At 39.4% G+C, this 25,388-nt stretch carries 24 protein-coding genes; 10 read left to right on the forward strand and 14 right to left on the reverse strand.

Translation table 11 applies throughout. The features are described 5' to 3' along the window. Window positions 1-104: 104 nt before the first annotated feature. Window positions 105-350 (forward strand): GlsB/YeaQ/YmgE family stress response membrane protein, encoded by a 246-nt coding sequence (locus tag DI077_RS00235; protein ID WP_109021736.1) that lies wholly within the window; start codon window positions 105-107, stop codon window positions 348-350. Window positions 351-404: 54 nt separating this feature from the next. Here DI077_RS00235 and DI077_RS00240 read toward each other — a convergent pair whose 3' ends face one another. Beyond that, a complete protein-coding gene (locus tag DI077_RS00240) occupies window positions 405-1,148 on the reverse strand; it encodes a YebC/PmpR family DNA-binding transcriptional regulator (RefSeq protein WP_109021737.1) in 744 nt (247 codons plus the stop codon). 127 nt (window positions 1,149-1,275) lie between these two features. Here DI077_RS00240 and DI077_RS00245 point away from each other — a divergent pair, with 127 nt between their 5' ends. The 4 genes from DI077_RS00245 (at window position 1,276) to DI077_RS00260 (ending at window position 5,406) form a co-directional block, all read left to right on the forward strand. Next, window positions 1,276-2,442 carry an acyl-CoA dehydrogenase family protein gene (locus DI077_RS00245; RefSeq protein WP_109022178.1) on the forward strand — a complete coding sequence of 389 codons (1,167 nt, stop codon included), beginning with the start codon at window positions 1,276-1,278 and terminating at the stop codon, window positions 2,440-2,442. Window positions 2,443-2,543: 101 nt separating this feature from the next. After that, complete coding sequence (locus DI077_RS00250) at window positions 2,544-3,116, forward strand: anthranilate synthase component II (protein ID WP_109021738.1); 573 nt, start codon at window positions 2,544-2,546, stop codon at window positions 3,114-3,116. Then, window positions 3,113-5,008 carry an ABC transporter ATP-binding protein gene (locus DI077_RS00255; protein WP_109021739.1) on the forward strand — a complete coding sequence of 632 codons (1,896 nt, stop codon included), beginning with the start codon at window positions 3,113-3,115 and terminating at the stop codon, window positions 5,006-5,008. The genes DI077_RS00250 and DI077_RS00255 overlap by 4 nt, the downstream gene beginning before the upstream one ends. Next, entirely contained in the window at window positions 5,005-5,406 is a 402-nt protein-coding gene (locus DI077_RS00260; protein WP_109021740.1) for a response regulator, read from the forward strand. The genes DI077_RS00255 and DI077_RS00260 overlap by 4 nt, the downstream gene beginning before the upstream one ends. 2 nt (window positions 5,407-5,408) lie before the next feature. Here the strand turns inward: DI077_RS00260 and DI077_RS00265 are convergent, their stop codons facing one another. After that, entirely contained in the window at window positions 5,409-7,301 is a 1,893-nt protein-coding gene (locus tag DI077_RS00265; protein WP_109021741.1) for a HEAT repeat domain-containing protein, read from the reverse strand. Window positions 7,302-7,345: 44 nt separating this feature from the next. On the opposite strand from DI077_RS00265, the gene hflX reads away from it, so the two are divergent. Then, a complete protein-coding gene (gene hflX, locus DI077_RS00270) occupies window positions 7,346-9,001 on the forward strand; it encodes a GTPase HflX (protein ID WP_217351572.1) in 1,656 nt (551 codons plus the stop codon). Here the strand turns inward: hflX and DI077_RS00275 are convergent. Next, a complete protein-coding gene (locus tag DI077_RS00275) occupies window positions 8,998-9,372 on the reverse strand; it encodes an STAS domain-containing protein (RefSeq protein WP_109021743.1) in 375 nt (124 codons plus the stop codon). The genes hflX and DI077_RS00275 overlap by 4 nt on opposite strands. 19 nt (window positions 9,373-9,391) lie before the next feature. Beyond that, complete coding sequence (locus DI077_RS00280) at window positions 9,392-10,675, reverse strand: homoserine dehydrogenase (protein ID WP_109021744.1); 1,284 nt, start codon at window positions 10,673-10,675, stop codon at window positions 9,392-9,394. A gap of 145 nt (window positions 10,676-10,820) precedes the next feature. Between DI077_RS00280 and DI077_RS00285 the strand changes: the two genes are divergently transcribed. After that, window positions 10,821-11,489 (forward strand): Lcl C-terminal domain-containing protein, encoded by a 669-nt coding sequence (locus DI077_RS00285; protein WP_109021745.1) that lies wholly within the window; start codon window positions 10,821-10,823, stop codon window positions 11,487-11,489. On the opposite strand, the gene DI077_RS00290 is transcribed toward DI077_RS00285, so the two are convergent. Next, window positions 11,486-12,097, reverse strand: coding sequence for a hypothetical protein (locus tag DI077_RS00290; RefSeq protein ID WP_109021746.1), 612 nt, complete (start codon window positions 12,095-12,097; stop codon window positions 11,486-11,488). The two genes, DI077_RS00285 and DI077_RS00290, sit on opposite strands and share 4 nt — an antisense overlap. Window positions 12,098-12,192: 95 nt before the next feature. On the opposite strand from DI077_RS00290, the gene DI077_RS00295 reads away from it, so the two are divergent. Then, the gene (locus tag DI077_RS00295; RefSeq protein WP_109021747.1) at window positions 12,193-13,467 is read left to right on the forward strand and encodes a formylglycine-generating enzyme family protein; all 1,275 of its coding nucleotides are present in this window, start codon (window positions 12,193-12,195) and stop codon (window positions 13,465-13,467) included. Here DI077_RS00295 and DI077_RS00300 read toward each other — a convergent pair whose 3' ends face one another. The 3 genes from DI077_RS00300 to DI077_RS00310 are packed head-to-tail and all read right to left on the reverse strand — an operon-like array spanning window position 13,468 to window position 15,811. Then, the gene (locus DI077_RS00300; RefSeq protein WP_109021748.1) at window positions 13,468-13,860 is read right to left on the reverse strand and encodes a hypothetical protein; all 393 of its coding nucleotides are present in this window, start codon (window positions 13,858-13,860) and stop codon (window positions 13,468-13,470) included. Then, window positions 13,853-14,311 (reverse strand): MarR family winged helix-turn-helix transcriptional regulator, encoded by a 459-nt coding sequence (locus DI077_RS00305; RefSeq protein ID WP_109021749.1) that lies wholly within the window; start codon window positions 14,309-14,311, stop codon window positions 13,853-13,855. The genes DI077_RS00300 and DI077_RS00305 overlap by 8 nt, the downstream gene beginning before the upstream one ends. Window positions 14,312-14,371: 60 nt before the next feature. After that, the gene (locus tag DI077_RS00310; RefSeq protein ID WP_109021750.1) at window positions 14,372-15,811 is read right to left on the reverse strand and encodes a DUF4139 domain-containing protein; all 1,440 of its coding nucleotides are present in this window, start codon (window positions 15,809-15,811) and stop codon (window positions 14,372-14,374) included. Between the two features lie 93 nt (window positions 15,812-15,904). Here DI077_RS00310 and mtnP point away from each other — a divergent pair, with 93 nt between their 5' ends. Further along, window positions 15,905-16,768, forward strand: a complete 864-nt coding sequence (mtnP, locus tag DI077_RS00315) for an S-methyl-5'-thioadenosine phosphorylase (RefSeq protein ID WP_109022179.1) — start codon at window positions 15,905-15,907, stop codon at window positions 16,766-16,768. Here the strand turns inward: mtnP and DI077_RS00320 are convergent, their stop codons facing one another. Both DI077_RS00320 and galK read right to left on the reverse strand, forming a co-directional pair. Then, window positions 16,769-17,161, reverse strand: a complete 393-nt coding sequence (locus DI077_RS00320; RefSeq protein ID WP_109021751.1) for an STAS domain-containing protein — start codon at window positions 17,159-17,161, stop codon at window positions 16,769-16,771. Further along, entirely contained in the window at window positions 17,158-18,324 is a 1,167-nt protein-coding gene (gene galK, locus DI077_RS00325; RefSeq protein WP_109021752.1) for a galactokinase, read from the reverse strand. Before galK ends, DI077_RS00320 begins: the two co-directional genes overlap by 4 nt. Before the next feature lie 85 nt (window positions 18,325-18,409). On the opposite strand from galK, the gene DI077_RS00330 reads away from it, so the two are divergent. Beyond that, window positions 18,410-19,759, forward strand: a complete 1,350-nt coding sequence (locus DI077_RS00330) for a glucose-6-phosphate isomerase (RefSeq protein ID WP_109021753.1) — start codon at window positions 18,410-18,412, stop codon at window positions 19,757-19,759. Window positions 19,760-19,781: 22 nt separating this feature from the next. On the opposite strand, the gene DI077_RS00335 is transcribed toward DI077_RS00330, so the two are convergent. The 4 genes from DI077_RS00335 to DI077_RS00350 are packed head-to-tail and all read right to left on the reverse strand — an operon-like array spanning window position 19,782 to window position 25,372. After that, window positions 19,782-20,504 carry an NTP transferase domain-containing protein gene (locus DI077_RS00335; protein WP_109021754.1) on the reverse strand — a complete coding sequence of 241 codons (723 nt, stop codon included), beginning with the start codon at window positions 20,502-20,504 and terminating at the stop codon, window positions 19,782-19,784. Next, on the reverse strand, window positions 20,501-21,493 hold the full coding sequence (locus DI077_RS00340; RefSeq protein WP_109021755.1) for an aminoglycoside phosphotransferase family protein: 993 nt from the start codon (window positions 21,491-21,493) through the stop codon (window positions 20,501-20,503). The genes DI077_RS00335 and DI077_RS00340 overlap by 4 nt, the downstream gene beginning before the upstream one ends. A 23-nt stretch (window positions 21,494-21,516) precedes the next feature. Then, entirely contained in the window at window positions 21,517-23,013 is a 1,497-nt protein-coding gene (locus DI077_RS00345) for a hybrid sensor histidine kinase/response regulator (RefSeq protein WP_109021756.1), read from the reverse strand. Beyond that, window positions 23,006-25,372, reverse strand: a complete 2,367-nt coding sequence (locus DI077_RS00350; protein WP_109021757.1) for an ATP-binding protein — start codon at window positions 25,370-25,372, stop codon at window positions 23,006-23,008. The genes DI077_RS00345 and DI077_RS00350 overlap by 8 nt, the downstream gene beginning before the upstream one ends. Window positions 25,373-25,388 lie beyond the last annotated feature (16 nt).

Consider the following 25,388-nt stretch of genomic DNA (forward strand, 5'->3'; position numbering starts at 1 on the left):
TTTGGTCTTTCAAGAAGTTTGCCTTCGTTATTGGTTTGATTAGGAAAACGAATTAGTCTATTCTAAGGGAATTAAATGAAGAAATCAAGAAGGATAGCAACACTATGTTTAGTTTAATTTACTTTTTATTGATTGGTTTGGCAGCAGGTTGGCTGACAGGTAGAATTCTACGTGGTAGAGGATTTGGACTCATTGCCAATCTGGTCATTGGGGTCATCGGCTCGTTTTTAGGAAGATTTGTATTCAGCTTGCTCGGCTTTGGAAGTTACGGACTCATCGCAGAATTAATTGTCGCTGTGGCCGGTTCGATACTTCTCGTAGTAATTGCAGGTTATATCAAAAAAAGATAAACAAAAACCAAACCAACGTAAGGAGACATAAGCTTACGTTGGTTAACGGGAGATTTAATCCAAATCGATTCCTTCTCCCGGTTCAAAGTTAGAACTCACACCTTGCACATCGTCGTTTGCTTCCAGGTTTTCTATGAGTTTCATGATTTTTTCCGCAGTGTCCTTATCATTCACTTCCACAGTAGTCATAGGGATGTATTTGATCTCTGTTTCTTCCATACTAAGACCTTTTGCGGTAAGAGCGGATTGAACTGCTTCATATTCATTGGGAGGAGTCAAAACAGTATAAACCCCATCCGCTGCCTGTATGTCTTCCGCTCCCGCTCCGAGAGCCAAATCGAATAAAGCCTCTTCCGAGATCTGATCCGATTTTAAAACCAATTGGCCTTTTCTTTCGAATAATCTGGATACCGCTCCCGAATTGGCCAAGGAACCGCCTAGTTTGGTAAGGATACTTTTGATTTCCGGTGTGGTTCTGGACTTTTTGTCCGTTAGGACGTCCACCATAATGGCAACGCCTCCGGGTGCGTAACATTCATAAAGACATTCTTCGTAAACCATCCCTTCCAAACCGCCCGTTCCTTTTTTAATGGCGCGTTCGATATTGTCTTTCGGCATATTCGAAGCTTTGGCTTTGGTAACTGCCATACGAAGTCTGGGATTGGCATCTTGGTCACCGCCTCCTTCTTTGGCTGCTACGGAAATTTCCCGTGCAATTCTTGTAAAGATGGCACCGCGCTTTGCGTCAATCGCCCCTTTCTTCCTTCGGATCGTAGCCCACTTCGAATGTCCTGACATAGTTGTCTCCCACTAGCACCTTTTTTTAAATTATAGGATTTTTCAACAGATTTCCCTTTTGTCCATGTTTCTTGACGGTAGAAGAAAATTCCAAAGTACTGTAAAAAAAACTGAACAAAGGCCTGTCATGATTGATTTCTCACTAACAGACGAACAAAAAGCTCTCCGGGATTTAGCCCGTGATTTTGCAAAAAATGAAATTGCACCGAAAGCGGAACATCATGATCATACAGGTGAGTTTCCTAAAGAAATCCTAAAAAAAGCCCATGACGTCGGGCTCATGAACTTACACATTCCTACCCAATACAACGGCGCCGGAATGACCGTTCTGGATGAAATCATTACATTCGAAGAATTGTTTTATGCGTGCTCCGGAGTTTCCACGGCGATTCTTGCAAACAATCTAGCCTTGGCTCCGGTTTTACTTGGTGCAAGCGACGAAATCTTAAAAAAATTCATCCAACCTATGTCGGATCAACTAACGATGGCGGCTTATGCCGTAACTGAGCCCGGTGCCGGTTCCGATGTGGCCGGTATACGAACTACTGCTAAACGGGTTGGAGACGATTATATCATCAATGGTTCCAAAATGTGGATCACCAATGCGGGTGTTGCGGACTGGTTTTTTATTTTGGCAAAGACGGACCCGAATGCTGGCCATAAAGGAATGAGCGGGTTCATTGTAGATGCGAAAACTCCGGGAATCATTCTGGGCAAAAAAGAAAAAAATATGGGTCAAAGATGTTCTGACACTCGTTCGGTGACGTTCGAAGATTTAAAAGTCCCAAAATGGCAAATGGTTGGTAAAGAAGGGGATGGATTCAAAATCGCAATGGGTGCCTTCGACCATACACGTCCTACGGTAGCGATCGGAGCAGTCGGTGTGGCACGTGCTGCAATGGATCATTCCATTCGTTATGCGAACACAAGGAACGCATTTGGAAAACCGATTTCAGTCAATCAAGGCGTGAGTTTCCCGATCGCGGAAATGGCGCGCGATATTGAAGCAGGTAGACTTCTTTGTTACCAAGCAGGTTGGTTGATCGACAATGGTTATAGAAATACTTACCAGGCTTCCATCGCAAAAGTATTCTGTGCGGATATGGCAATGCGAGTTTGTACGGATGCAGTTCAGGTATTCGGCGGATACGGATTCAACGAAGAATACCCTGTAGAAAAATTGATGCGTGATGTTAAAATCTTTCAAATTTACGAAGGAACTTCTCAAATCCAAAGGGTAATCATTTCCAAATTCCTAAATGACGGCGTAGGAATCGAAAGTCCGAATCTTTAACCGACCTACGGCTTTTGAGGGAAATCAAGTTCTCTCAAAAGCTTCGTCAGACATCGTCATGACGAAAGGTTTTCTTCTTTGGTTATTCATTCAAACAAACCATGTTACTGTTAATCGACAATTATGATTCCTTTACTTATATTTTGTACCAGTACTTACGGGAATGGGATGAGGTAAAGGTCATACAAAATACGGATGATCTTCCTATGGAATCAATGGATTTGATTACAGGAGTGGTTTTATCACCTGGCCCCGGTTTGCCGAAGACTTCGGGAAAACTTATGGGACATATTGCGGAACTTGTTTTTAAAAAGCCGATCTTAGGAGTGTGTTTGGGGCACCAGGCATTGGCGGAATTTTTCGGTTCCAAATTGGTCAAGGCACCCGAAATCTTCCATGGACGTGTGTCCGAGGTCTACCATGATGGACAAGGTGTCTTTTCTCAGATTACATCTCCCTTTTTAGCAAATCGTTACCACTCTTGGGTGGTCTCCGAAGAAGAACTTCCCGCCGAATTGGAAGTGACAGCTAAAACGAAAGATGGTGTGATTATGGGAATCAGGCATAAGGATCATCAAAATTTGTTTGGAGTTCAATTTCATCCCGAATCTATTCTGACTCAGTTTGGAAAAAAGTTAATTCAGAACTTTTGTGAGATTGGAAAGAACAAATGAAATATTTCCTACGATTATTATCTTATTCTTTGCAATATAAAAATCGCTTTTTCCTAGGATTGATATTTGCATTATTAACCGCCATACTGAACGGTATTTCCCTTACGGCACTGATTCCGCTATTTGATTCGTTAGGCGGAGATAGCACGAACCGTTTTCATCTGGACCTGACATTACCGGAAAGAACCATTCTGCTCCAGGAAGTATTACTGGGCGAAGATTCTTTGGACGGATTGGAAAGGGCAAAACGACTTATCATTTCCGCAAAATTGCAAATCAATGATCTGACCAAGGACATGGAACCGAAAGAAGTGGTTTGGGCGGTTTGTTTTGCCGTTTTCCCTCTTTATCTTTTTAAAGTAGTCACTTATTTGATTTCGGTCTTCTGTATCGCGACCGCAGGGTATCGCGGGGTCAGAGACATTCGTCAGGAATTATTCCGAAAGATTCAAAGACTACCTCTGACTTATTTTTATAAGGAGAAGACAGGACTCATCATGAGTCGTGTGATCAATGATGCGGAGATTGTTGCTGCCGTCATTTCGAGTAACTTACGTGATGCGGTAATCAATTTTTTTTACGTGCTAACCCATTTGATGATTTTGATTTATCTCAATTCCGAATTGCTTTTGATGGCCTGTCTTACTATCCCTGTTGTGATCTTACCGGTTACTTTGTTTACGAGGAAAATATCCAGTTCCACCACAAGATTTCAGGAGAAAGTGGCGGACCTAAACAGTCATATTCAGGAATTTATTTCGGGTATTAAAGTCATTCGCACTTTCCGTCAGGAAAAAGCCGATGTTGAAAAATTCAAAAACATCAACCACAAAGTATATCGCAGAACTTTCAAAGGCCAGTTTTATCTCCAAATGGCTCCGAGTCTTGTTGAGTTGACTTCGTCCATCGTTGTACTCGGATATTTCGCGTTAGGTGCTAGATTCATCTATTCGGGCAAATTCACCCAAGGTGAATTTATGGCATTTCTTTTGACTTTATTGTTTCTACTCAGACCTCTGACTCAACTTTCCCAAATGGTAGGCAAAATCACTCAAGCCAATTCGGCGGGAAAAAGGATTTTTGAAATCATCGACCGGGAAGCGGAAGTGGAAGAAAATCTTACCGATAAAAAAATTGAATCCGTTAGGGAAGGGATTCGTTTTGAAAACATTCATTTCGCCTATCCGGGAACAAACCAGGAAGTTTTAAAAGGAATCAATTTAGACGTAAAGTTAGGTCAAACTTATGCTTTCGTGGGAACAAGCGGAAGCGGAAAATCCACACTTATGGATTTGATTCCCAGATTCTTTGAACCGACCCAAGGCAGAATCACTATAGACGGAGTTGATATCCAGGAGATTTCGCTTAAGTCTTTGAGAAGCAAAATGGGAATCGTTACCCAAGAGATATTTTTATTTCACGGAACCGTTGCAGATAACATTGCTTATGGGACTGCGGGAGTCGGTCGAAAGGATGTGATTCGTGCGGCTCGTTTGGCTAATGCCCATGATTTTATCAGTGAAATGGAATTCGGATACGATACCGTACTCGGAGTACGAGGACTCAATCTAAGCGGAGGACAGAGGCAACGTTTGGTGATCGCCAGGGCACTTTTGCGTAACCCCGAAATTATGATCCTGGATGAAGCTACAAGTGCGTTGGATGCGGAATCAGAGAGGCTTGTAAGCCGCGCTTTAGAGCGGTTATTTAAGAATAGAACTACTTTCATCATTGCTCATAGACTTTCTACGATTCGTAGAGTTCCCAATATCGTTGTTGTGGAAGAAGGGGAGATTAAAGAGCAAGGAGATCATGATACCTTGCTTGCCCAAAATGGAATTTATCGCAAGTTACATGACAGCCAATTTTTAGATGCGGAAGTGCAAATATGAATCAAATTTTAATCGTTGATGACAACGATAAGTATGCGAATAATCTAATTTCTTATTTTTCCTCCAAAGGAATTTCCTGTGATCGAGCCGTGGACGCGGCGGAAGGTTGGAAGTTATATTCAAATCATAAAAACTACCAAATGATTATTTCCGATGTGACTATGGAAACCCAAACCTCCGGTTTATGGATGATGCGAAAGATATATAAGGATGGATACGAAGGGATAAAGGTAATCGCTTCTACCGGATTTGATGTATTAGGTGTGATGCCTTTTTCCGCTTGGTTTTTACCTTGGTTTTGCGGACTGCATTGGATGATTCCGAAAGTTCCTTTGAAAAAGGGAACTGTCGAGTGGGTGCCCACTCGACTTTCCAATAAAAATTCAAAACCTTATTAGGATTATTCTTCGGAAGGATTTTCCGCTTTTTCTTTGTCCGTAGGATTGAATAGGTTTTGGTGTTTCCCTGTGCTAAAATTCGAATATTTGCCTTTTGACGAATTCTCTCCGAGTTTTTTCACTTCGATGATTTCCAGCTTTGGATAAAATACCCAACCCGTTACAAATTGATTGCTGCTTCCCGGCAAAGTGGATTCGATTTTGATTTGGATGTATTTATCCGTGATAATATCTTCTCCGATGCGAACGGAAAATTCCTTCTTCGTTTCCCCTAACACCAAACCTACTTCTTTCGATTTAATATAAGACAGAGGTCTTGATCTTTCATTCGGTTCCATTCGAATGAAATCGTCTTCGATCAGGATGATCGCATATTTTCCGAAAGCCTTTCTTTTCAAAAGATGTTCTCCGATTCTCTTTGTTAGGTTCTCATCTTGGATGGACTCATTCAAACGTATTAAAGAAAAAGTCGCGGAGAGACTCGGATTTTTACCGATTTCATCCAGGATTTTTGAAGCCAGATCCGGTTGGTCTTTTACGTTTTGTTCCAAAATTCTCAAACTTTCCCGGCTTCCATGAATGGATAATGCTTCGATTGCGGCTTCTTTGATTTCTTTGTCTTCCGATCGGATGAATTTTTCAATCACCTCTACATCCGCCGGAATCTTATGATAAGCAAGTCCTCTTAGAGAACCTCCCACTATAATTACATATTCGGAACTCAATCCTTGGTTCAGAATCAATTCTCTTCCCGCAGGATCTTTTGTTTTTCCCAAGCCTTCAAAGCTAACAGCAATTACTTCCGGATCTTCGGCCTTTGTTCCTGAGAAAAAATAGGCAAGAGAACGTTTGTCGCCTATATCGGAAAGAGCTTTGTAAGCAGCCGGTCTTACTTGATATCCGTCTTTGTCGATCGCATGTTGTAACGTCGCTCTCCCGGCTTTCAGTCTTCCTAGAGCAAGTGCTGCTGCGGAACGAATACGCGGGATCGGATGAGTGAGCAAAAGTTTTTCCAAATTTTTTGCTTTTTTATAATATTCATAAGTGAATACTTCGACCAAACCTTTACGGATTTTTTCAGTGTATTCTTTTTCTTTTCTTTCGTCATCGGTAAGATTTACATCTTCTTTGGAAACTTGTTCTGCAATCAGTTCTTTCGCAGATCCCGTGACTTTATTTTTTTTTGCAACCCGATTGATTTGTATTTTTTCTTTCGGAATAGAGATGTCTTTTATATCTCTTTTTCCTAATTTGTTTTTTTTCTCAGGCTCTTTCGGTTTTTCTTCCGGCTTGATTTCTGGATCTTTTTTTGTTTCTTGAGGTTCTTGTACTTCTTTTACGGGAATGTCTTTCTTTTCCGCATAATTGCTGCTATCTGCCCGAATATTTTTAATCGATTGAAGTATTTTGTTCGCTTTGGGGATAAAAAGGTTTAAACCTTCTTGAATTTCCTCAAGAGCTCCGCTTGCTTTTCCTATGCTAGGACCGTCAAAATCATTCGGTGCGTCATCTAATAGTTCTATGTTCTTCCGTTTTAAATTTCCAAGATTTGCAATGATGGGAGGAAGATCTTCTTCCAAGTAGGAAGCTGCCGACATTTCCGTTTGGATGTTTTGTCCTTCGAATTTTTTTAATTCAGCTTTTAGTGCTACTTTCTCTGCAAACTCAAGGGTGGAAATACTTCGCTTTGCACTTAAAATATGTTCATCGTATTTTGGTTTATTGGTGAGAACAATGGATTCTTTTTTTTCCTTATAAGGATCCAAATCAGTTCCTTGGAAATCTTTAAACTTAGGTGAAACGTCCGTTAATTGGAAAGGTCTCGCTGAAGAACAGTTCAAACTAAGAAGGATAAGACATCCTACACTCCATTTGAAAATTATGTCTTGACCCATGGTATATTTGTGGTAGCCTACTTCCATACTAACTATATCGGTATCTGACCATAAGTAAAATTAGCGGCAATCTGGGTGGACTTAAGCCAAACCACCTAAAAAAGTTAAAATCTCTCTCGGAAAAGCGACTTCGAAGCGATTCCATCATCACATTGGACTTTGCTCGCAGTGTGGGAGAACTTTCTGTCGAAATCAGAAGACAAATCGGAACCTTAATCGACAGATCCGGTTATGTCACTCATCTGATTGTAGGCAGCGATCATTCCATCGAAATCCCTCATTTGGACCGCTACCGGGTTGCTCACTCGCGCCTGCGTGGTCTGAGACTCTTCCATAGTCATCTCAAAGACGAAGCACTCAACCAGGAAGATCTGATGGACTTGGTATTGAATCGTTTCGATTCCATTACGGCTGCTGTAGTGGATTCCGAAGGGATTCCCAAATATTTTTATTCTGCATATATCAACCCTGATCCCGATGCTTCTGATCCTTGGGTTTTGGAAAATCGTAAATTCCCTGGCCAGCTAACCGAAGGTTATGCTGAAGAAGTGCAAGCACTCGAAACGGAATTTACAAAAAAAAATTCAAATCTGAAAGAATCGCAAAAATTCAATCGGGCTTTTCTTGTGGGAGTCTATGATGCGAGAAAAATGCGCCGTACTCCGGAACATTCTATGGATGAGTTGCGGGAGCTTTGTAAGACAGCGGACATTCATGTGGTCGATGTCTATGTTCAAAAAAAAGCGGCCGATCCTTCCACGGTTGTAGGAAAAGGAAAATTACAGGAAATCATTTTAAAATCAGTTCATAAAGACATCGAACTTTTGATTTTCGATTTGGAACTCGCCCCGGCACAGGCTAAGAAAATTTCAGATGCTACGGATTTGAAAATCATAGATCGAACCCAACTCATTTTAGATATCTTTTCCAAAAATGCAAAATCGAGAGATGGTAAACTTCAAGTGGAACTTGCCCAGCTTAAGTATTTGAAAAACCGTCTCTCCGAGTTGGATGACAATATGTCTCGCCTAACAGGTGGTATTGGTGGAAGGGGACCGGGTGAAACGAAACTCGAAATCGGAAAACGAAGAGTAGAAGAAAAAATCACTAGGCTTGAAATTGAATTGGAGTCTTTGAAAAAAAGGCGTGAGCTCAATCGCAAAGCGCGTACCAGAAATGAAGTTCCTATTGTTGCTATTGTTGGTTATACAAATGCGGGAAAATCCACCCTTCTCAATGCCTTAACCAATTCGGAAGTGATTGCGGAAGATAAATTATTCGCAACTCTCGACCCTACTACAAGGCGGATTCGTTTTCCAGAAGAAAGGGAGATTATCATTTCCGATACGGTTGGATTCATTCATGATCTTCCTCCCGATCTTTCGCAAGCCTTCAAAGCCACTTTGGAAGAATTAGGAGATGCTGATTTGCTTTTGCATGTTGTTGATATTTCTAATCCGAATTATACAGAGCAAATGGAAGCGGTAGACGGAATTCTAAATAGTCTTAACTTACATGAAATTCCAAGGCTTGTGATTTATAACAAAGCGGACAATTTGGAGCCGGAATTTTTTGAGAAATTAAAAAATGAGGAAGAGATTTTGGTCTCGGCTGTCACTAAATTGGGTTTGAACGAACTATTGAGCTTGATTGAGTCCAGACTTTGGATGGGAAAACAGGAAAAGGTTTTGGCTTCTTAATTGGGCCAGTTTTTGATCGCTTCTTCCCTGCTTTGATGGATTTTCACATGTTTCGGAAGATCCATCAATTTGATTACGTTTTCCAAAAAGTGATTCAGACCACCGAGTAACATCACACCACCGTTTTGTTCAACCGTTTTGATCATTCCAAGCAAAGTCGCGACTCCGATACTATTGATGTACTGTAAATTTGTCAGATCCAAAATTAGATTGAATATATTTCCTTTGAAAATTTGAGAAATACTTTGATTGATTTCATAAGCATTCGTGTTCGTAATCTGGCCGTTGAAAGAAACAAGTAAGACTTTGTCTTCTTTGATTTCAATGGTTTCAATGCTTAAACTGAGAGAGGAAAATTCTAAAGTTTCCATGAAAGGGTGGCAGTTTTAATTATAAGTTTTCAAGCAAACGAATGGCTACTGTTTTTTCTTTTATGATGGAAGACATTTCATCAATTTCTTGGATCGATTTTTTAAAATCCCCTTCCGTTGCGGAATGAGTGAGAACTATCACATGGACAGGTTCTTTATCCACTTCCTTTTGTTGAACGGATGCTATAGAAATATTGTTTTTGCCTAATACTTTCGCAATTTCGGCAAGAACGCCCGGTTTGTCCAAAGTTGAGAAACGTAAATAATAACGGGCAGCGTTTTCCTTTTCCTCGGCCTTTTTCGATTTTGGAAAAATATTATTTTCAATGATGGAATCTTTAACTCCGAATTTGGATGCGTAAAAAATCAGATCGGCAAGTACAGCACTTGCAGTAGGAAGCGCACCAGCACCTTTTCCTGTCACCATCCCTGCACCGGACTCAACGGTTTTATAATAAACTGCATTGAATTCGTTCATTACATTGGCGAGAGGGTGATTTAAAGGGACGAGAGTGGGATGAACTTTTGTTAAAATTCCCCCCGAAGTCTTTTTGGAAATGCCCAATAATTTGATTCTATAACCCAAAGACTTGCTGGATAGAATATCAATAGATTTTAATTTGCTAATTCCTTCTACTTGCAAATCTCCGAAAGGAACTTTTTCCCGAAAGGCCAAGGAAGAGAGCAGAGAAATTTTATGGCCGGCATCAATCCCTTCCACATCAAAAGTGGGGTCTGCTTCCGCAAATCCCAGGTCTTGGGCTTTTTTCAAAGCAACCGAATAGTCCCAATTTTCCTCTTCCATCTTCGTTAAGATGAAATTGGTGGTCCCATTTAATATACCGCAAAGTACTTCGAATTCGCAGGAAGAGAGTCCGTCTCTGAGAGTACGAATGATCGGGATAGAGCCTGCGACAGCAGCTTCGAATCCTAATTCGACCCCGTTTTTCCATGCTTGGGAAAATAGTTCGTCTCCTTTTTCGGAAAGGAGAGCTTTGTTGGCCGTGATTACAGTTTTACCGTGCGTCAGTGCAGAATGTACTACATCGAATGCCGTAGTGGTTCCACCTATCAATTCGACGACGATATCCACGTCCGGTCGGGTGGTAATGGAGATCACATCGCTCGAAACAGGGAGTGAAGTATAAGCTTTTGCTCGTTCCGGGGTACGAGTCGCAATGGCTACCAGTTGGACATCCAGATTGTTTCTTTTTTTGATAATCTCTCGATTCTTTTCCAGGAGCTGAAGGAGTCCGGAACCAACAGTACCTACACCTACCAAACCAATTCGAATTTGCTTCATCTAAAAAGCTAGTTTCCGGATGCGAAAGCGGAATACACTTAAAAAAATTTGAAAAAAAATCAAAAATGAAAAGATATTCTTCAGCTTTTTTTAAATTTATGTGATAACTAATATAACAATTGTCTCGGCAATAAGGATATTCTATATGGCAACGAAAAAATCATCTTCTGCCGCTAAGAAAAAAGCAGCCGCTAAAAAGCCGGCCGCAAAGAAGAATTCGGTAAAAAAACAATCGGTAAGAGAAGAGTCTGGTTCTCTTTTTGCGAGCGATGAATCCGCTCACGCGTCATTGCAATCTGCAGTTAAGTCAACTTCAGAAACTAGTGAAAAATCAGAAACAGGAAATGGAGTGTATCTATTTCTAGTATTAGCAGGTGTGGTAGCAATCGGTTATCTAGGTTATGCGAAATATTCTGCAAAGAAGAATCAAGCTCCCGCAGCTGAACCAGTGAAAGTGGAAGCAGAAGCTCCAAAAGTGGAAGAGAAAAAAGCTGAAGTAGCAACGGAAGCTCCTACCGCTCCGGAAGAAGCTGCAAAAGCCACAACGTCCAATTTTTTGGTGGATAAAATCGAAAAGAAAGTTTGGTCTGATGCTTCTTCTTATTGCAAAGGAATCGGTGCGAGTCTTCCTTCCAAGGGAGAGCTTGCTGATTTCGCAAAAAATGCTCCGAAAGAGTTGAAGAATGCTGATAAATACTGGTCAAGTACTGAATCGGTAAAATCAAAAAGCAAAGCGATCGCTGTTAAGTTGGAAACGGGTGCGAATTTCGCAGAAACAAAAACTAACAAAAACAAGGTGCTTTGTAAGAACTAAACGGTTTTGGTTTGCAACGGTGCTAAAATTTCGTTTCTGATCTTTTCAGAAAGAGAAGTGGAAGCGAACATAGCACCGTCTGTACTTGTTAAGTAAAAACTATCTTTGGCGCGTCCGGATTGTTGATCCGTCTCAATCGTTGCGGAGATAATGTTGATTTTGTTTTCCATCAGAATTCGGGAAACATAATACAAAAGTCCTCGTCCTGCACTTGATTCCAAATACAAACAAGTTTGGTTTTTTTCCGTGAGATCCGTAAAAATGAATTCCGGATTTTCTTTGAAAAAAGTTCCTATAGCAGGTTCGGGAATTTGTAATTTTTCCAAAATTTCTTCGAATTTGGCATTTTGTGAAAAAAGAGAGTCCATCATCACACCCAGCTGAAACGCCGCTTGTGTTGTATTATTGTCTTCTGCCTGCAGAATAAAGGAATCCACGGTAAATTGTGTTCCGTTTTCCTCAATTGTGCCCAATTCCCCCGATAAAATGTCTAGTTTTAGAGCATAAATAATTGTCGCTATGCGGTGAAATGTACCGTATTGGGTAGAATCCGTTTTTAAGGAAATCAGGATGTTGTTTTTTTCCCGTTTGTATTGAAATTGAATCACTTCGTTTGATTTCCTTCGAAAGCCATTGTACACATTGTCAAAAAAATTCAATCAAAAGCTTTCGACCAAAGTGGTCGATAATAGGGACAGAGCTTATGAATCGCTTATTTATTTTAATTTTGATTTTGCTGTATTTTCCTACTTCGTTTTATTCTCAGGAGAATACGGAGGATGAGGAAGTATCTCCTTTTGCCACCACAAAGAAAAAAGTTCAACTTTGGAAAGGGGATGTGACCGGGGTCTATAAAAACAGGCTTTGGATTAAAATTCGCATTTATAGAAATCAAAAAATTGCAAAATATTCCAATACCGAACTGAAATCACTGTTTGAAACGAAAAAGGATTACCCCGTTTATCAAAAAGAAACCAATCTCCCCATTGGAACTTTTCTTTTGAGAGAAACGATCTGGGAGGAAAAGAACATCCATCCCAAAGACAAATATTTTGAAGTAGTGCTTGTAGGAGATTATTCTCCGGATGCGAATTCCAAAATTTCAGCGATCACAACGGATTCGTATATTGCAAGTTATGTGGAAGAGGATTTTTACGTAGAACCGGGCGGTTATTTCAAGGGAAGATACACTCCTCCCCGCAAATCAGTCATTCATCCCAAAGATAGAAAAGAAATGGTTCTAGTAACCCGCGGTTTGTTTTTATACGGGCAGGGAACAGATTCAGGTTCGGATAATTTTAATCCTTATTATAATGATCCCAAGCTTGGCAATTTGAAGGAAATTCCTTCTTTTTATATCGATAAGTACGAAGTCACAAACGGAGAATACATGTACTTTCTGAAACAGACGAATGGTAAACCGCCTACAAATTGGTTAGGTGGAAAATTTCCGGTAGGAGAAGAAGACCATCCGGTCATAAACCTGACTTATCGGGAAGTGGAAAAATATGCCATCTGGGTAGGCAAAAGAATTCCTAGCGAATGGGAATGGGAAAAAGCATCCCGAGGTCCCGGAGTCATAGAATATACGAATAGGGACGAAACCATATCTTATCAAATCATTACCACAAAATATCCATTTGGTGATGAATTCGATTCCTTATTATGCAATAGCCGTGAATCGAAATTGGGAAAGACAATGTCTGTTTACGAATTATCTACGGAAGGAAGCAGTCCTTACGGTGCCATAGGAATGTGTGGAAATGCCCCCGAATGGACTTCCAGCTGGTATGAGCTGTATCCGGGGCATCATTTAAAAAGTTTTTCCTTCGGGAAAATCTACAAAGTAGTGCGGGGAGGTTCTTTTTCTGAAAATGCTAAGAATTCCAGTTCGATTGCACGCTCTTACGGAGGAATCCCGAATCTATCGGAAGATAGAAGAGCGGGATTCCGATTGGTTATGGACTATCGAGATTGATTAGTTTTTCGGTCTAGGTCTCGCAACAAGCACGGAAGCAAATGCATCTCTGTGAAAGTAAGCTAGAAAGATATTTCCTGCAAGTACGATCACTGCAATCGGCAATCCTTCCGGTGCCAGGAAAGCATGGAATAGAAAGATATTGATTGTGATCGGAGCTAGAATGACCAGCGCCAAACGAGCGTAAAAGTTTGCAAGTAAAGCTGCTCCGGCCAATACTTCAGTACCTTTGAGAAGAGGGAATAAGTAGCCTGAGCTAATGATTCCTCCGATGAATGTTCCTGCAGCTTCCGGCATAGGGGGTGCGGGTAAAAATTGAAAAAAACCGTTTAATCCGAATACGAAGAAAATGGTTCCTAAGATGTAACGAACTACAATTGCCGCTTTATTCATTGTGTTGATCCTTTTTTCCTAACTTCCTACAGATATTACCCAAAGTTTCCTGTTCGTCAATCGATAGTACGGAAAATTCTTCGGTAACTCGTTTCACATGATCGGGAAACATCGATTCAATAAGCTTTTTACCTTCTACGGTAAGATGGATCGTAATATAACGACGATCCTGAGTATCCCGAACCCGATCCACCAATCCTCTTTTTTCCAAATTGTCTATTACCAAGGTAATATTACCGGTGCTCTTCAGGATTTTGTCACCTAACTCTTTTTGGCAAAGAGGACCTAGATGATGAAGAGTTTCCAATACACCGAATTGGCTCTCTGTAACATTGCTTTTCGAAAAATCGGCAATGAGTCGAGAAGACACGGATTCAGCGGCTCTTTTCAGCTTAATAAAAGCATCTAGAGCATGGATCTCTTTTTTGGAGCCTTTGAATTTTGTTCCCATTGGTTTAATATCAAATTATCAAAGATTAAATTATTTGTCAAGCTGTTCTGTCATTTAGACTTACCAGTATTTCGTTTCGATCGTATAATCCACTTTAACGGTTTCTCCCGCTTTGATCGGAACATCCGAGTAAGTTCTTGTAGAAGATTCTTTGGTGAATTTATGAGAAGATTTTGTCATAGTCCAATCTCCCCAAAGAGTCGCATAAAAACGAACTTCTATATTTTCTTTTTTTCTATTTCTGATTTCTACCGAATAAGATGCTTTGTTTCCGTCGGAAATTTTGAAGTTTTCGAAAGAAGTTCTCTTTCCATTGGCGACCACATCGAATGCCTGTCCGGTTTTAATTCTGACTTCTTCGTTTTCGGGGGTGTGATCAATCGTATCTTCGCCTAATAACTGTTGCCTGCCTTTTGAATCCGCTTTAAAGACCCGGATCGTTCCCGAAGGAAGTGGGCGACCCAAGTTATTGTTTTTTGCGTTTTTGAAAATATATTTCACGTCCGCGTTATTGAAGTTTTTTTCATTTCCTTCATACATGGGGAGATTTTCGAAAACAAAGTATTTTTTGATTCCTACATTCTCGGTTTGGAAAAGTTGAACCTGTTTGGTTTGATTGTAACCGATTGTCGTAGGTTGGTCCAAAGTGTATAGATAATACTCGGAAAGATTTTCCTGTTGGAATTCGGGAGCTGCATCACTATAAGCTTCGTTTTCCATCGATTTTTTTACTGCTCGCATAGCAGGCGCATATTGAGGACGATTCGAAACCAATTGTACTTTTCCTGCAACCAATTGCAATGTTGCATTTGAAAATCTGGTTCCCGAAGTATTGTTCAAAGTGACCCAGGAGTTGAGGCCGGCTTCCTCTTCATTTTTTTCCAAAACTAGAATATAATCTGCTGACCAACTCATTCCATGTGTTTGGTAAGATACTTCCAGTTCTTGTTCTTTCTCAGTATCGTTTTTCAATTTCCAAACTAATGTCGGTTTAGCGAATAAATTGTCCGGAATCGTGGGAACAGTGACTCTTCCGTAGTAACCGAGAGAAATTTCATTTCCGATTTTATAAACAGGGCTTCCGTTATTGGCGATGAGTGTTGCTTTTACCGGGGTTTCTTTTCCTTTCTCATAGGAATCTCTGTAAATAGTGACTTCTTTTCCTACATATTTCTCCAAGAGTCTTTCTTGGGAAATAAGATCGTATTCATAATTTTGTTCAAATACCGTTAACTTTTTAGGATCCGTAGCTTTGACCCGAACGGTTTGAGGAATGATTTGAGAAGGAACATCCTCGAATCTTAAAACGCGAATTCCTTTGGGAAGATCGATATTTCTTGTTTCTCTAACCAGTCCCACTCCACCATTATAGATGGTAACACTGACATTTTTACGATCTTCTTCCGTTGAGGAATCAAAACTAGGATCGGCATCGGTTCCAAAACATAGAAAGATGATGAATGTAATACAAACGGTGGTAAGCTTTTTCTTTAGGCTCATGAATTCTCCTTTTCGGCAAACTCTAATTTTATTCTTAAAAAAACGAATGCAACTAAAAAGATAAATTTCAACATGCTTTCGAGAGGTAATCTTATGAGTGGGACAGTAAAGATAGGTGTCATCGGCGGGAGCGGATTGTATTCTTTGGAAGGTATGGAAATCAAAGGAGAGGTTCAACCGGAAACTCCTTGGGGAAAGCCTTCGGATACAATTACAATCGGAGTATTTAAGGGAAAAGAAATTGCATTTTTACCAAGACACGGTCGCGGACATTTTTTAAGTCCTACTGAAGTTCCTGCAAGAGCCAATATCGCCGCCTTAAAAAGCTTAGGCGTTGAAGAAATCATCGCATTCAGTGCAGTAGGAAGCCTAAGAGAGGAGATTCATCCTTTAGATTTTATTATACCTTCTCAGATTATCGATAGAACCAAACTCAGACATGCTACATTCTTTGAAAACGGGGTCGTTGCGCATGCTCCTTTTGCAGACCCATTTTCCGCAAGCCTTGCCAAAAAAGCGGAAACGGCTGCCAAATCATTGGGGTTGAATGTTCATACTAACAAAACACTCGTTTGTATGGAAGGACCTCTTTTTTCCACAAGAGCCGAATCACATATGTATCGCTCTCTTGGAGGAGATATCATTAATATGTCGGTTCTTCCCGAATCGAAACTTGCTCGCGAAGCGGAAATCGTTTATCAAATGATATGTACTGCAACGGATTATGATTGTTGGAAAGAAGATGAAGCTCACGTGACTGTGGAGATGGTGATTCAGAACTTATTAAAAAATGCGGAAGCATCTAAAAAACTTTTATCGGTTTTGATCGACCAAATAGGTTTGAGTGATGATCAATCTCTCAAAGAAAGTACAAAGTACTCTATTATTACTGCGCCGGAAAAAAGAAACCCCGAGCAGATGAAAAAATTAAGTTATCTTTTTCCTAATTACTTTTAATTAGAAAACTTCGGAAGCAGCCTCTAAAGTAGGAAAAATTTGGAGGAGGCTTTTTAATTTTGTTAGCTCTAACACATAACGGACTTTTTCGGAAGGGGAAACCAAACGAATGAATCCGCTCACTTTTGATAGTTTGGAATGGATTCCTAGAAATGCACCTAGACCGGAGGAATCTATATAAGAAACGAGTTCCAAGTATAAGAAAATATGAACGATCCCTTTTTCGATCAGTCTTTCCAAGTTTTCTTTAATGGCTTGAGAATTGTACAAGTTGATTTCCCCGGAAACTTCAAAAACAATCGCTGTCGCAGGGAGTAGAACTCTGTTCTTTTCTATGACTTCCATTTTAAAGTCGCCAGCTTCTATCGCATAATCCTTCCAATTTTCGCTCATGAATGTATAATCTCTTTAACGCCGTCTGAAATCTTAAACTTGTAGAACTTTACCGGATACCCGAACTTTTGTTGATAACTTTTTTCTAATTCGACGCTTGTTTTGAAAAAATTTGCGATTTTATCCAGAACAAGAACACATCCGCCAAAGCCACCACCTATCATTCTGGCTCCAAGCGCTCCCCGGTTTTGTAACAGTCTAACGATTTCATCGGTTTCTTCACAAGAGACTTCGAAATTTTGAGATAAGGACCAATGACATTCGTATAAAAATTTTCCTACTTCTGCATAATTTCCGGACGAAAGAGTCCGGATGATCGATTTTGTCCTTTCTCTTTCGGTAGTTACATGAATGACTCGTTTCGTTTCATCTTCAGTAAAATCGAATTGTTTCCATTCCGACTTATCCAAGCTAAACGAATATAAATTTGTGATTTTGGGATCAATTCGTTTGATTTTGGCTAATGCCGATTCACATTCTTGCCTTCGGGTATTGTATTCACTGTCCTTTAAACTGTGTTTCACGTTTGAATTAACGAGATAAAATTCATTTTCTCCTAAATCAAAATGATGATAATTGAATTCGAGAGAATCCGTATTCAAAGATAGGCAGTGATCTTTTTTGCCATTTGCAATGACAAATTGATCCATAATCCCGCACTTCATTCCTACAAAATTGTTTTCGGCTTTTTGCCCTATGACTGCAATTTCAGGTCGAGTCAAATCGATTTGAAAAACCGTAGAAAGCGAATAACCTACCAAAACTTCCAAAGCCGCCGAAGAAGATAGACCTGCACCTTGAGGAATGTTTCCCTTGATGAGCATTTCGAACCCGGGAATGGAATGGCCTAAAGATTCCAATTCATGAATTACGCCTGCGATGTAATCCGACCAAGGGTCTTCCTTTGAGTTTTGAAAAGGTCGTTTTATTTCTGTTTTGCGATCAAAATCGCTAGAATATAATATAATCGAATTATTATCTTTCGGGCGAATCAAACACTCAATGGAAAAATCGATGGCTGCGGGGAGAACGATTCCTCCCAGGTAATCCACATGTTCGCCGATGATATTGATACGTGCGGGTGCCTGGAAATGGCGAATTGTATCCTGTTTGCCTTCGAATTGATTTAAAAATTCTAGAAAAAGATCTGGTTGCGATGGCATCGGAATTTCCAAATTTTGTTTACACAGTTACTTATTCACTCTATTTTTACTAAGGATTTTTTCTTCTCTTCGAGGTTATTTACAAATGGCGAATTTAAAACTATCAACTCAATTTACGGACAAATTTATACCCGATTCGCTAATAAATACTCAGTTTTCAAATGCATCAAAAGCAAAAGAGATGCTTCTTTCTAAGACAGGAAAAGGAAATGAATATTTAGGCTGGGTAAAACTTCCTTCTTCCATCAGTTCTTCCGAATTAACAAAAATTCGGGAAGCTGCGGAAATCATCCAAAGCCATTCCCAATTTCTTGTAGTTGTAGGAATCGGAGGTTCTTATTTGGGAGCCCGCGCTGTTATTGAAGCTTTGTCTTCTCCTTTTCAAAATTGGGAAGCTCCGAAAAAAGGAGTTCGGATTTTGTATGCCGGTCATCATTTGGATTCCGATTATCATGCTCAGTTGCTTGCCTTTCTGGAAACAAAAGAATTTTCCGTAAATGTAATTTCCAAATCGGGAACAACTACGGAACCTGCGATCGCCTTTCGCTTGTTACTTTCTCTTTTGGAACGAAAATACGGCAAAGAAGGAATTAAAAACCGAGTGTTCTCCACAACGGATGCTTCCAAAGGTGCGTTGAAAAAACTATCGGATGATTATCATTTTCCAACCTTTACCATTCCGGATGATGTAGGCGGACGTTATTCGGTTTTAACACCTGTCGGGTTATTGCCGATTGCTGCTGCCGGTTTTTCCATCAATAAATTGGTGGAAGGAGCAAAGAATATGGAAGCGGAGCTTTCGAAAGATTCTTCTCCGAAGGAAAATCCTGCCTGCGTTTATGCAAGTTACCGAAACGCACTTTATTCTCTTGGTAAAAAAACAGAAGTCATGGTCAGTTATTCTCCCGCACTTGCTTACTTTATAGAATGGTGGAAACAATTGTACGGAGAAAGCGAAGGCAAAGATAAGAAAGGAATCTTTCCTGCGGGAGTTTTGTTCACAACGGATTTACATTCGATGGGACAGTATTTGCAGGAAGGGGAGCGAAATTTATTCGAGACTGTCATTCAAATCGAAATTCCAAAGTATGATCTTTATATGACTGAAAAGACGGAAGACCTGGACGGGTTGAATTATTTGGCAGGAAAAAAATTATCCGAAGTATCCGATCAAGCGGTTCTTGGAACTTTGATCGCTCACTCTGACGGAGAAGTTCCTTGTTTGCAGATTAAAATTCCCAAATTGAGCGAAGAAGTTTTGGGAGAACTTATGTATTTTTACGAATTTGCTTGCGGGATTTCCGGTTATATGTTAGGTGTTAATCCTTTTGATCAACCCGGAGTAGAGGATTATAAAAACAATATGTTTGCTTTGCTTGGAAAAAAAGGGTATGAAGCGAGAAGAAAGGAAATTCTGGACAATTTCGGAACTTAAGCGCTTTTTTGGAAAACGAAAATCAATTAGAAAAAGAATCTTTGATATATTTTAGAATAGATTCTTTTTTTTCTCCAAAAATATTCTGATTCATGGAATCTTCATATAACTTCTGTTCACCTAGATCAAGACTTGTTCCTGCGAATACTTCACCTGTAATTTGATTTGCTTTCACCAGATTTTTAAAAATAATCGACAAATCATAATAAGTATCTGCAGGAACTTCATCGAATACGCTCGGGTCAAGAATGGAAAGCCCGATATAATAATAATTTCCGAATCCAAATTCGATTTTTCCATCATCGGTAAGATGAATTTTCGTATAATTTTCATTAGGTTTTAATTCTTGCAAATAAAGATGAATCTTCGAATGGCCCGGAAGATCTGTCCTGATTTTGAAGTCAGATTTTGGGAATAGAAGGGTATCCGGATTCATTAGCAAGATTGGTTCCTCCGGAATATTATTTTGAATCGCTGTTTTGATTCCGCCGGCTGTTCCTAAGATTTCCTTTTTTTCATAAGAGATTTGCAATTTCAATCCTTTGAAATCTTTCAGATGATTCACTATTTTTTCACCTAAGTAATGTACGTTGATCCATCCGTCTGCAAGTCCCCACCGATTTGCCAGGTAAAAGGAATAATCCAGAAAAGAAATACCGTCTATTTTTAATAACGGTTTGGGAGTTTCTTTGGTCCAATCTCCCATTCTTTTCCCGAAACCTGCTGCTAAAAAGAAAACTTTCATATGAAATTCGGCAAGGATTTGAATTCGGGGTGTTTCGCTAATTCGTTTCTCAAGGAACGGATAAAGACATACAGGGAATCGGCAAACATCCCTATCTGGATGATTTCTTCCAGTTGTTGCAAACAGGAAAGAATCGATGGTTTGAATTTCATTTTTTTCTCATCAGCCACCATTCTGAAATAAGTTCCTAACGCTTTGAAGGATCTTTGCAAAGCCTGCAGATATAAACTTTCTTTGAATTTTTTGTCGCTTCCGATGGTGCGTTTTCGGAAGTAATCGATCAATTCGGAACGGTATTCCTTTGTCAGTGGATAATACGCATCATAGATCAAGCTGACCAGATCGTACTGGGGAATTCCCATTCTTGCATCTTGAAAATCAATTAAGGTTAAGCCGTTTTCCTCATTCAAAAGAATATTTCTGCAATGAAAATCCCTGTGAGTAAAAACGTTAACAGGATGTTTGTCCAAATAACCTGCAGTTTCTTCTAAGAAATATTTAGCTTCATCCGTGATCTCCGTTTCCAAACTGTACATTGTTTTCATTTTATGAAATTTTTCGATAGTAAGATTGATTTCAAACATGAGCTTTTCAAGATCAAATCGTCGTTCGGCGACAATTTGTAATGGCTCCAAGGTTTGCAGTTTTAAAATCAGATCCAACACTTCAGGAAGTCGTTTTTTATACTGCTCTGGACTTAAGCTGCTTAAATCATTCTTTCCTTCCCAGCTAATAAATGTTAAATTCAGCTGTTCGTTTGTTCGGATGACTTCCGGGGTACGGATTTGATTGGATCGTAAAAATTTCGTTATCTCGATAAAATCATGATTTAATTTCTGATCCACGCAAAGCACTTCTTTGGCATTGTTCGTTTTGATTAGAAAATATCGTCTTGTAGACGCTTCTTCCTGCAAAGGTAGTGTTTCATATTTTCCTCGGTATAAGGAATCCAAATAATCCGTTATTTCATTCGAAAGAATATTGGTCATAGTTATTTGTTAAAAAATGATTTTTAGTTGGAGAAAATAAATGTAAAGACCGAACCTTTTTCCGGTTCAGAACTGATCGTCAATTTGATTCCGAAAGAATCGATGATCTGCTTTACAACGAACATTCCGAGTCCAGTCCCTCTCCCCAATTCCTTTGTAGTGAAGTAGGGTTCGTAGATTTTTGAAATGACTTCTTCAGTCATTCCATATCCATCGTCTGCAACGGATAGGTGGACACATCCTTTTTCTTTGAAAGCTTGAATGGAGATAGTTCCGGTATTTTTCGTAGCATCCGCCGCGTTCAATAAAATATTTGATAATAACAAACTGAACTGGTCCGGATTGATATTGATTGAAAGTTTTTCTCCCGGCTCCCAATTGATCTGACAGTACTTCAATCGGGCAGTTTCTTTGAAGACCTCCAAAACATGCGAGACAGCTTTGTTCACATCTATAGGCTCGATGGTTTCCGATCGCGTTTTGGAAGATTTTCCAAGTTGTAGTAAATTGGAGGTCAATGTTTGCAATTTTTGCGTTTGATTTAATGTAACTTGTAAAGCTCGATCTTTCAAACTTGCTTCCGCAGCTTCTTTCATGGCCATTTCAACAAATCCTTGTATGGCGGTTAAGGAATTATTGATTTCGTGACCTATACTTGCGGCTACGGTAGAGAGAAAAGCTCTTCTTTCCGAGTCAATTAGCTGTTCTACCATCATTTTTTTCTGAGTAACATCCCGAACAACACCGGTGAAATAAGACTCTCCGTCCAGGATATAAGTGCAAATCGCCACATCGGCAACAAACGTACTATCATCGGATCTTTTCAGGGTAACATCTGTTTGTTGATATGCTTGTTTTATTTGGTTTTTACTCATTACTTCTTGGATTCGATCAATGTATTTATCCATCTTGTTTTCGGTGAATAATACCTGAATCGTCTGGCCGATCAGGTCTGCCGGGGAAGGATAACGAAACATTTCAAAAGTTGCGGAGTTTGCGGATACGATTGTTTTATTAAAATCGATTGTAATCACGGCATCGGAAGTGGCGTTCAGAATGGCCGCATTTTGTCTGTTAAGGTCGAGATACTGCGACCGTAACACTTTTTCCATGATCTCGGACTGGTGTAGTTTTTCCGCGTCTACATCGATTTTTGTTTTGGATTCGATCGCTCGTTTTACAACGGAAAGAATTTGAAATCGATCCACCGGTTTTGAGATGTATTCGAATGCTTTAAATCTTACCGCGGATTCCGCGGTAGCGAGATTCGGATTTCCAGTAATTAAGATAACAGGAAGGTTTTTATTCGACTCCGAGACATACTGAATGAAATCGATTCCATTCTTTCCTTTCATCATAATGTCAGAAATCACCAAACTAAAATCCTTATCCGAATTTACCTTTTCTATTGCATCAATAACAGACGCGGATAATACGACTTCATACCCTTCGCGAGTTAATACTCTCTTTAAGGCAATACGTATTTCTTCTTCATCGTCGATGACTAGAATTTTACTCATTGATTTCTACATGTGCAGGAAGTAATATCTCGATCTTAGTTCCTTCTCCTAATTTTGATTTAATGGTAATATCCCCTTCGTGGTCATTGATAATTTTTTTTGAAATGGAAAGTCCGAGCCCGGTACCTTGTTTTTCCCTTCTCGTTGTGAATAAGGGTAGAAAGGCACGCTCGATTATATTTTCACTCATTCCAGGACCATTATCTTCGATAGAAAACACTACCCAATCTTTTTTACTAATCCTTACAAGATCAATTCCAATTTCTATTTTCGGATTTGGAACCGGATTTTCCATTTCGGAGATAGCATTGATTGAGTTTACGACGCAATTGATTAATACTTGCTCTATTTCCTGCCAGCGAACAAAGATTCCAGGTAAATTCGGACCTGCGTGTCGGGTGAATTCGATTCCTTTTTTTTTGCAGCTTACTTCGACTAGTTCACTTGCCCTTACTAAAATATAATATGGTGAAACCAAATCCCGATTAGGACTTTCTACTCGACCTAAGTCAAGAAGGGCACGTACTAGATCTCGGATTCTCAAATTTGCGGATTCGATTTTTTTTAAGATCAGTTTTCTTTCGGCAGGATCTTCTTCTTCGACAACAATTAAATCATCTAAGTAGAGTAAGGCGCTTTGTAAAGGATTATTGATTTCATGGGCAAGTCCCGCCGCAATCTCTCCAATACTTACAAATTTCATGGATTCGATCAATTGGCGGTCCAGTCTCTTTGCCTCTGTCGTGTCGGTAAAAACCAACATGACAACTTTTTCCAGATTGGAAAAACGTTTGATCGGTATGAATCTCACCTGAAAGGAATACTCTTCATTTAAAATCGTATAGAAAAAATCTCTGGTTTGAATGCTTAAACTTCGTTGTGCTTCCTGAATCGTGCTTCTGAATAAATCCTGATGTACTTTATCCAGAAAGGAAAATACAAAATCTCCAGCTTCCATGGGAACGACTTGAAAGAGCAAAAATTTAAAAATCGGTGCAATATCAAGGATAATTCCTTCATCGTTGACTACCACAATACCGTTGTTCATCGTCGCAAAAATAGTTCTTAATCTTTCTTCGGAATTTCTAAGCGCTTCTTCCGCATGTGCCAATTCGGAAAGATTGAATAAAATAACCATAAGCCCTTGAAAATCATCATTATCGTCTCTGATAATAGAGGATTGGAACATCATCGAAATTTCTTCATTATTGTTGTTTTTAACTATGATTTGTTTATTAACCGATTCCAAAAGCATCGAAGAAGCAATCTCATCTTCCAAATGAAATAAACCTAACAGATCTTTTGTTTTTAATTCCTGGAATGAGATTCCCAGAGTTTTTATAGCTGTATCATTCGCATATTCCAATCGAAGATATTGGTCTAGGGTAAAAATAGGAATTTCAATGGTGTCTAATAATTTCCCTTGATATCTGGTTTTTTTTAGTACTTTGTATCTTTCTTCTTCATTGATTTTGGAAAAGATTGCAAATCCGATATCTACAGCAATTTCGTTGATAATACTAATTTCATCCGGGGTGAACGGATTTTCCTGAAAGGAAATAATTTCCAAACCGCCATAAGTTAAATTGTTCCAAGAAATCGGAAAACAAAATCCATATACGACACCGGAATGTTTTAATTCTTCATACCAGTCTTTGTATTTGTCTTCTTTGTTTGAATAAGAAAACGGATTACCATCGGCCTTTTCCAGAAGAGTTTTCATAGGCATTGAGGTTTCGGTTTTATTAAAAAAATCCGTAACCGATCTGTGAATTAAACCAAACGATTGTTTTTCGGAAAATTCGATATGATTTTCAAATTCGTTTGCCAGAACTCCCCAAACAAAATCATATTGTTTTGCTTTTTGTAAAAAATGGCATGCGGTCTGAAGGATTATGTTAGGCTCTTTGTCTTCCTGAATGGTTTGTTTGACTTCACGAATAGCTTGAAATAAATTCTGAGTGAAATTGATCTGAATTTCCAGATCTTTGATGGCGGATTTGTCTTCTACATAGATGGCAATGCATTCCAAAAAATCATCTGGTAAAGTTTGCCGTTGCAACATAAATTCAATATGAATCAATTCACCGTTTTTTTTCCTCAATTGCCAAAGAGCTTTCTTGTTAATCTCATGTTCGTTTAAAACATTGATCATTCGAACAAACAATCCGTTTTGAGGAAGGATGCTTTCCAATTTGAGTCCGGGCAATTCACCGGGAGAAAATCCCAAAAGTTTTTCAATGCTCGGATTTGCGATTAAAATCCGATAACTTTTCGAATCGACTAGTAGAAAGCCTTCGTAGGATGGTAAGAAAAGACTTTGGATCAGCGGAAGCAATGAGTTCGTTTGTTCAATCATGACGGTCTGATCTCTT

Origin of the sequence: Leptospira kobayashii, from assembly GCF_003114835.2 — a bacterium.
In the GTDB taxonomy this organism is placed as follows: Bacteria; Spirochaetota; Leptospiria; order Leptospirales; family Leptospiraceae; genus Leptospira_A; species Leptospira_A kobayashii.

Bases quoted from the DNA above. Each gene is read 5' to 3' on its own strand.
- DI077_RS00235 (WP_109021736.1), top strand. From the start codon at position 105: ATGTTTAGTTTAATTTACTTTTTATTGATTGGTTTGGCAGCAGGTTGG.
- DI077_RS00240 (WP_109021737.1), bottom strand. From the start codon at position 1,148: ATGTCAGGACATTCGAAGTGGGCTACGATCCGAAGGAAGAAAGGGGCG.
- DI077_RS00245 (WP_109022178.1), top strand. From the start codon at position 1,276: ATGATTGATTTCTCACTAACAGACGAACAAAAAGCTCTCCGGGATTTA.
- DI077_RS00250 (WP_109021738.1), top strand. From the start codon at position 2,544: ATGTTACTGTTAATCGACAATTATGATTCCTTTACTTATATTTTGTAC.
- DI077_RS00255 (WP_109021739.1), top strand. From the start codon at position 3,113: ATGAAATATTTCCTACGATTATTATCTTATTCTTTGCAATATAAAAAT.
- DI077_RS00260 (WP_109021740.1), top strand. From the start codon at position 5,005: ATGAATCAAATTTTAATCGTTGATGACAACGATAAGTATGCGAATAAT.
- DI077_RS00265 (WP_109021741.1), bottom strand. From the start codon at position 7,301: ATGGGTCAAGACATAATTTTCAAATGGAGTGTAGGATGTCTTATCCTT.
- DI077_RS00275 (WP_109021743.1), bottom strand. From the start codon at position 9,372: ATGGAAACTTTAGAATTTTCCTCTCTCAGTTTAAGCATTGAAACCATT.
- DI077_RS00280 (WP_109021744.1), bottom strand. From the start codon at position 10,675: ATGAAGCAAATTCGAATTGGTTTGGTAGGTGTAGGTACTGTTGGTTCC.
- DI077_RS00285 (WP_109021745.1), top strand. From the start codon at position 10,821: ATGGCAACGAAAAAATCATCTTCTGCCGCTAAGAAAAAAGCAGCCGCT.
- DI077_RS00295 (WP_109021747.1), top strand. From the start codon at position 12,193: ATGAATCGCTTATTTATTTTAATTTTGATTTTGCTGTATTTTCCTACT.
- DI077_RS00300 (WP_109021748.1), bottom strand. From the start codon at position 13,860: ATGAATAAAGCGGCAATTGTAGTTCGTTACATCTTAGGAACCATTTTC.
- DI077_RS00305 (WP_109021749.1), bottom strand. From the start codon at position 14,311: ATGGGAACAAAATTCAAAGGCTCCAAAAAAGAGATCCATGCTCTAGAT.
- DI077_RS00310 (WP_109021750.1), bottom strand. From the start codon at position 15,811: ATGAGCCTAAAGAAAAAGCTTACCACCGTTTGTATTACATTCATCATC.
- mtnP (WP_109022179.1), top strand. From the start codon at position 15,905: ATGAGTGGGACAGTAAAGATAGGTGTCATCGGCGGGAGCGGATTGTAT.
- DI077_RS00320 (WP_109021751.1), bottom strand. From the start codon at position 17,161: ATGAGCGAAAATTGGAAGGATTATGCGATAGAAGCTGGCGACTTTAAA.
- galK (WP_109021752.1), bottom strand. From the start codon at position 18,324: ATGCCATCGCAACCAGATCTTTTTCTAGAATTTTTAAATCAATTCGAA.
- DI077_RS00330 (WP_109021753.1), top strand. From the start codon at position 18,410: ATGGCGAATTTAAAACTATCAACTCAATTTACGGACAAATTTATACCC.
- DI077_RS00335 (WP_109021754.1), bottom strand. From the start codon at position 20,504: ATGAAAGTTTTCTTTTTAGCAGCAGGTTTCGGGAAAAGAATGGGAGAT.
- DI077_RS00340 (WP_109021755.1), bottom strand. From the start codon at position 21,493: ATGACCAATATTCTTTCGAATGAAATAACGGATTATTTGGATTCCTTA.
- DI077_RS00345 (WP_109021756.1), bottom strand. From the start codon at position 23,013: ATGAGTAAAATTCTAGTCATCGACGATGAAGAAGAAATACGTATTGCC.
- DI077_RS00350 (WP_109021757.1), bottom strand. From the start codon at position 25,372: ATGATTGAACAAACGAACTCATTGCTTCCGCTGATCCAAAGTCTTTTC.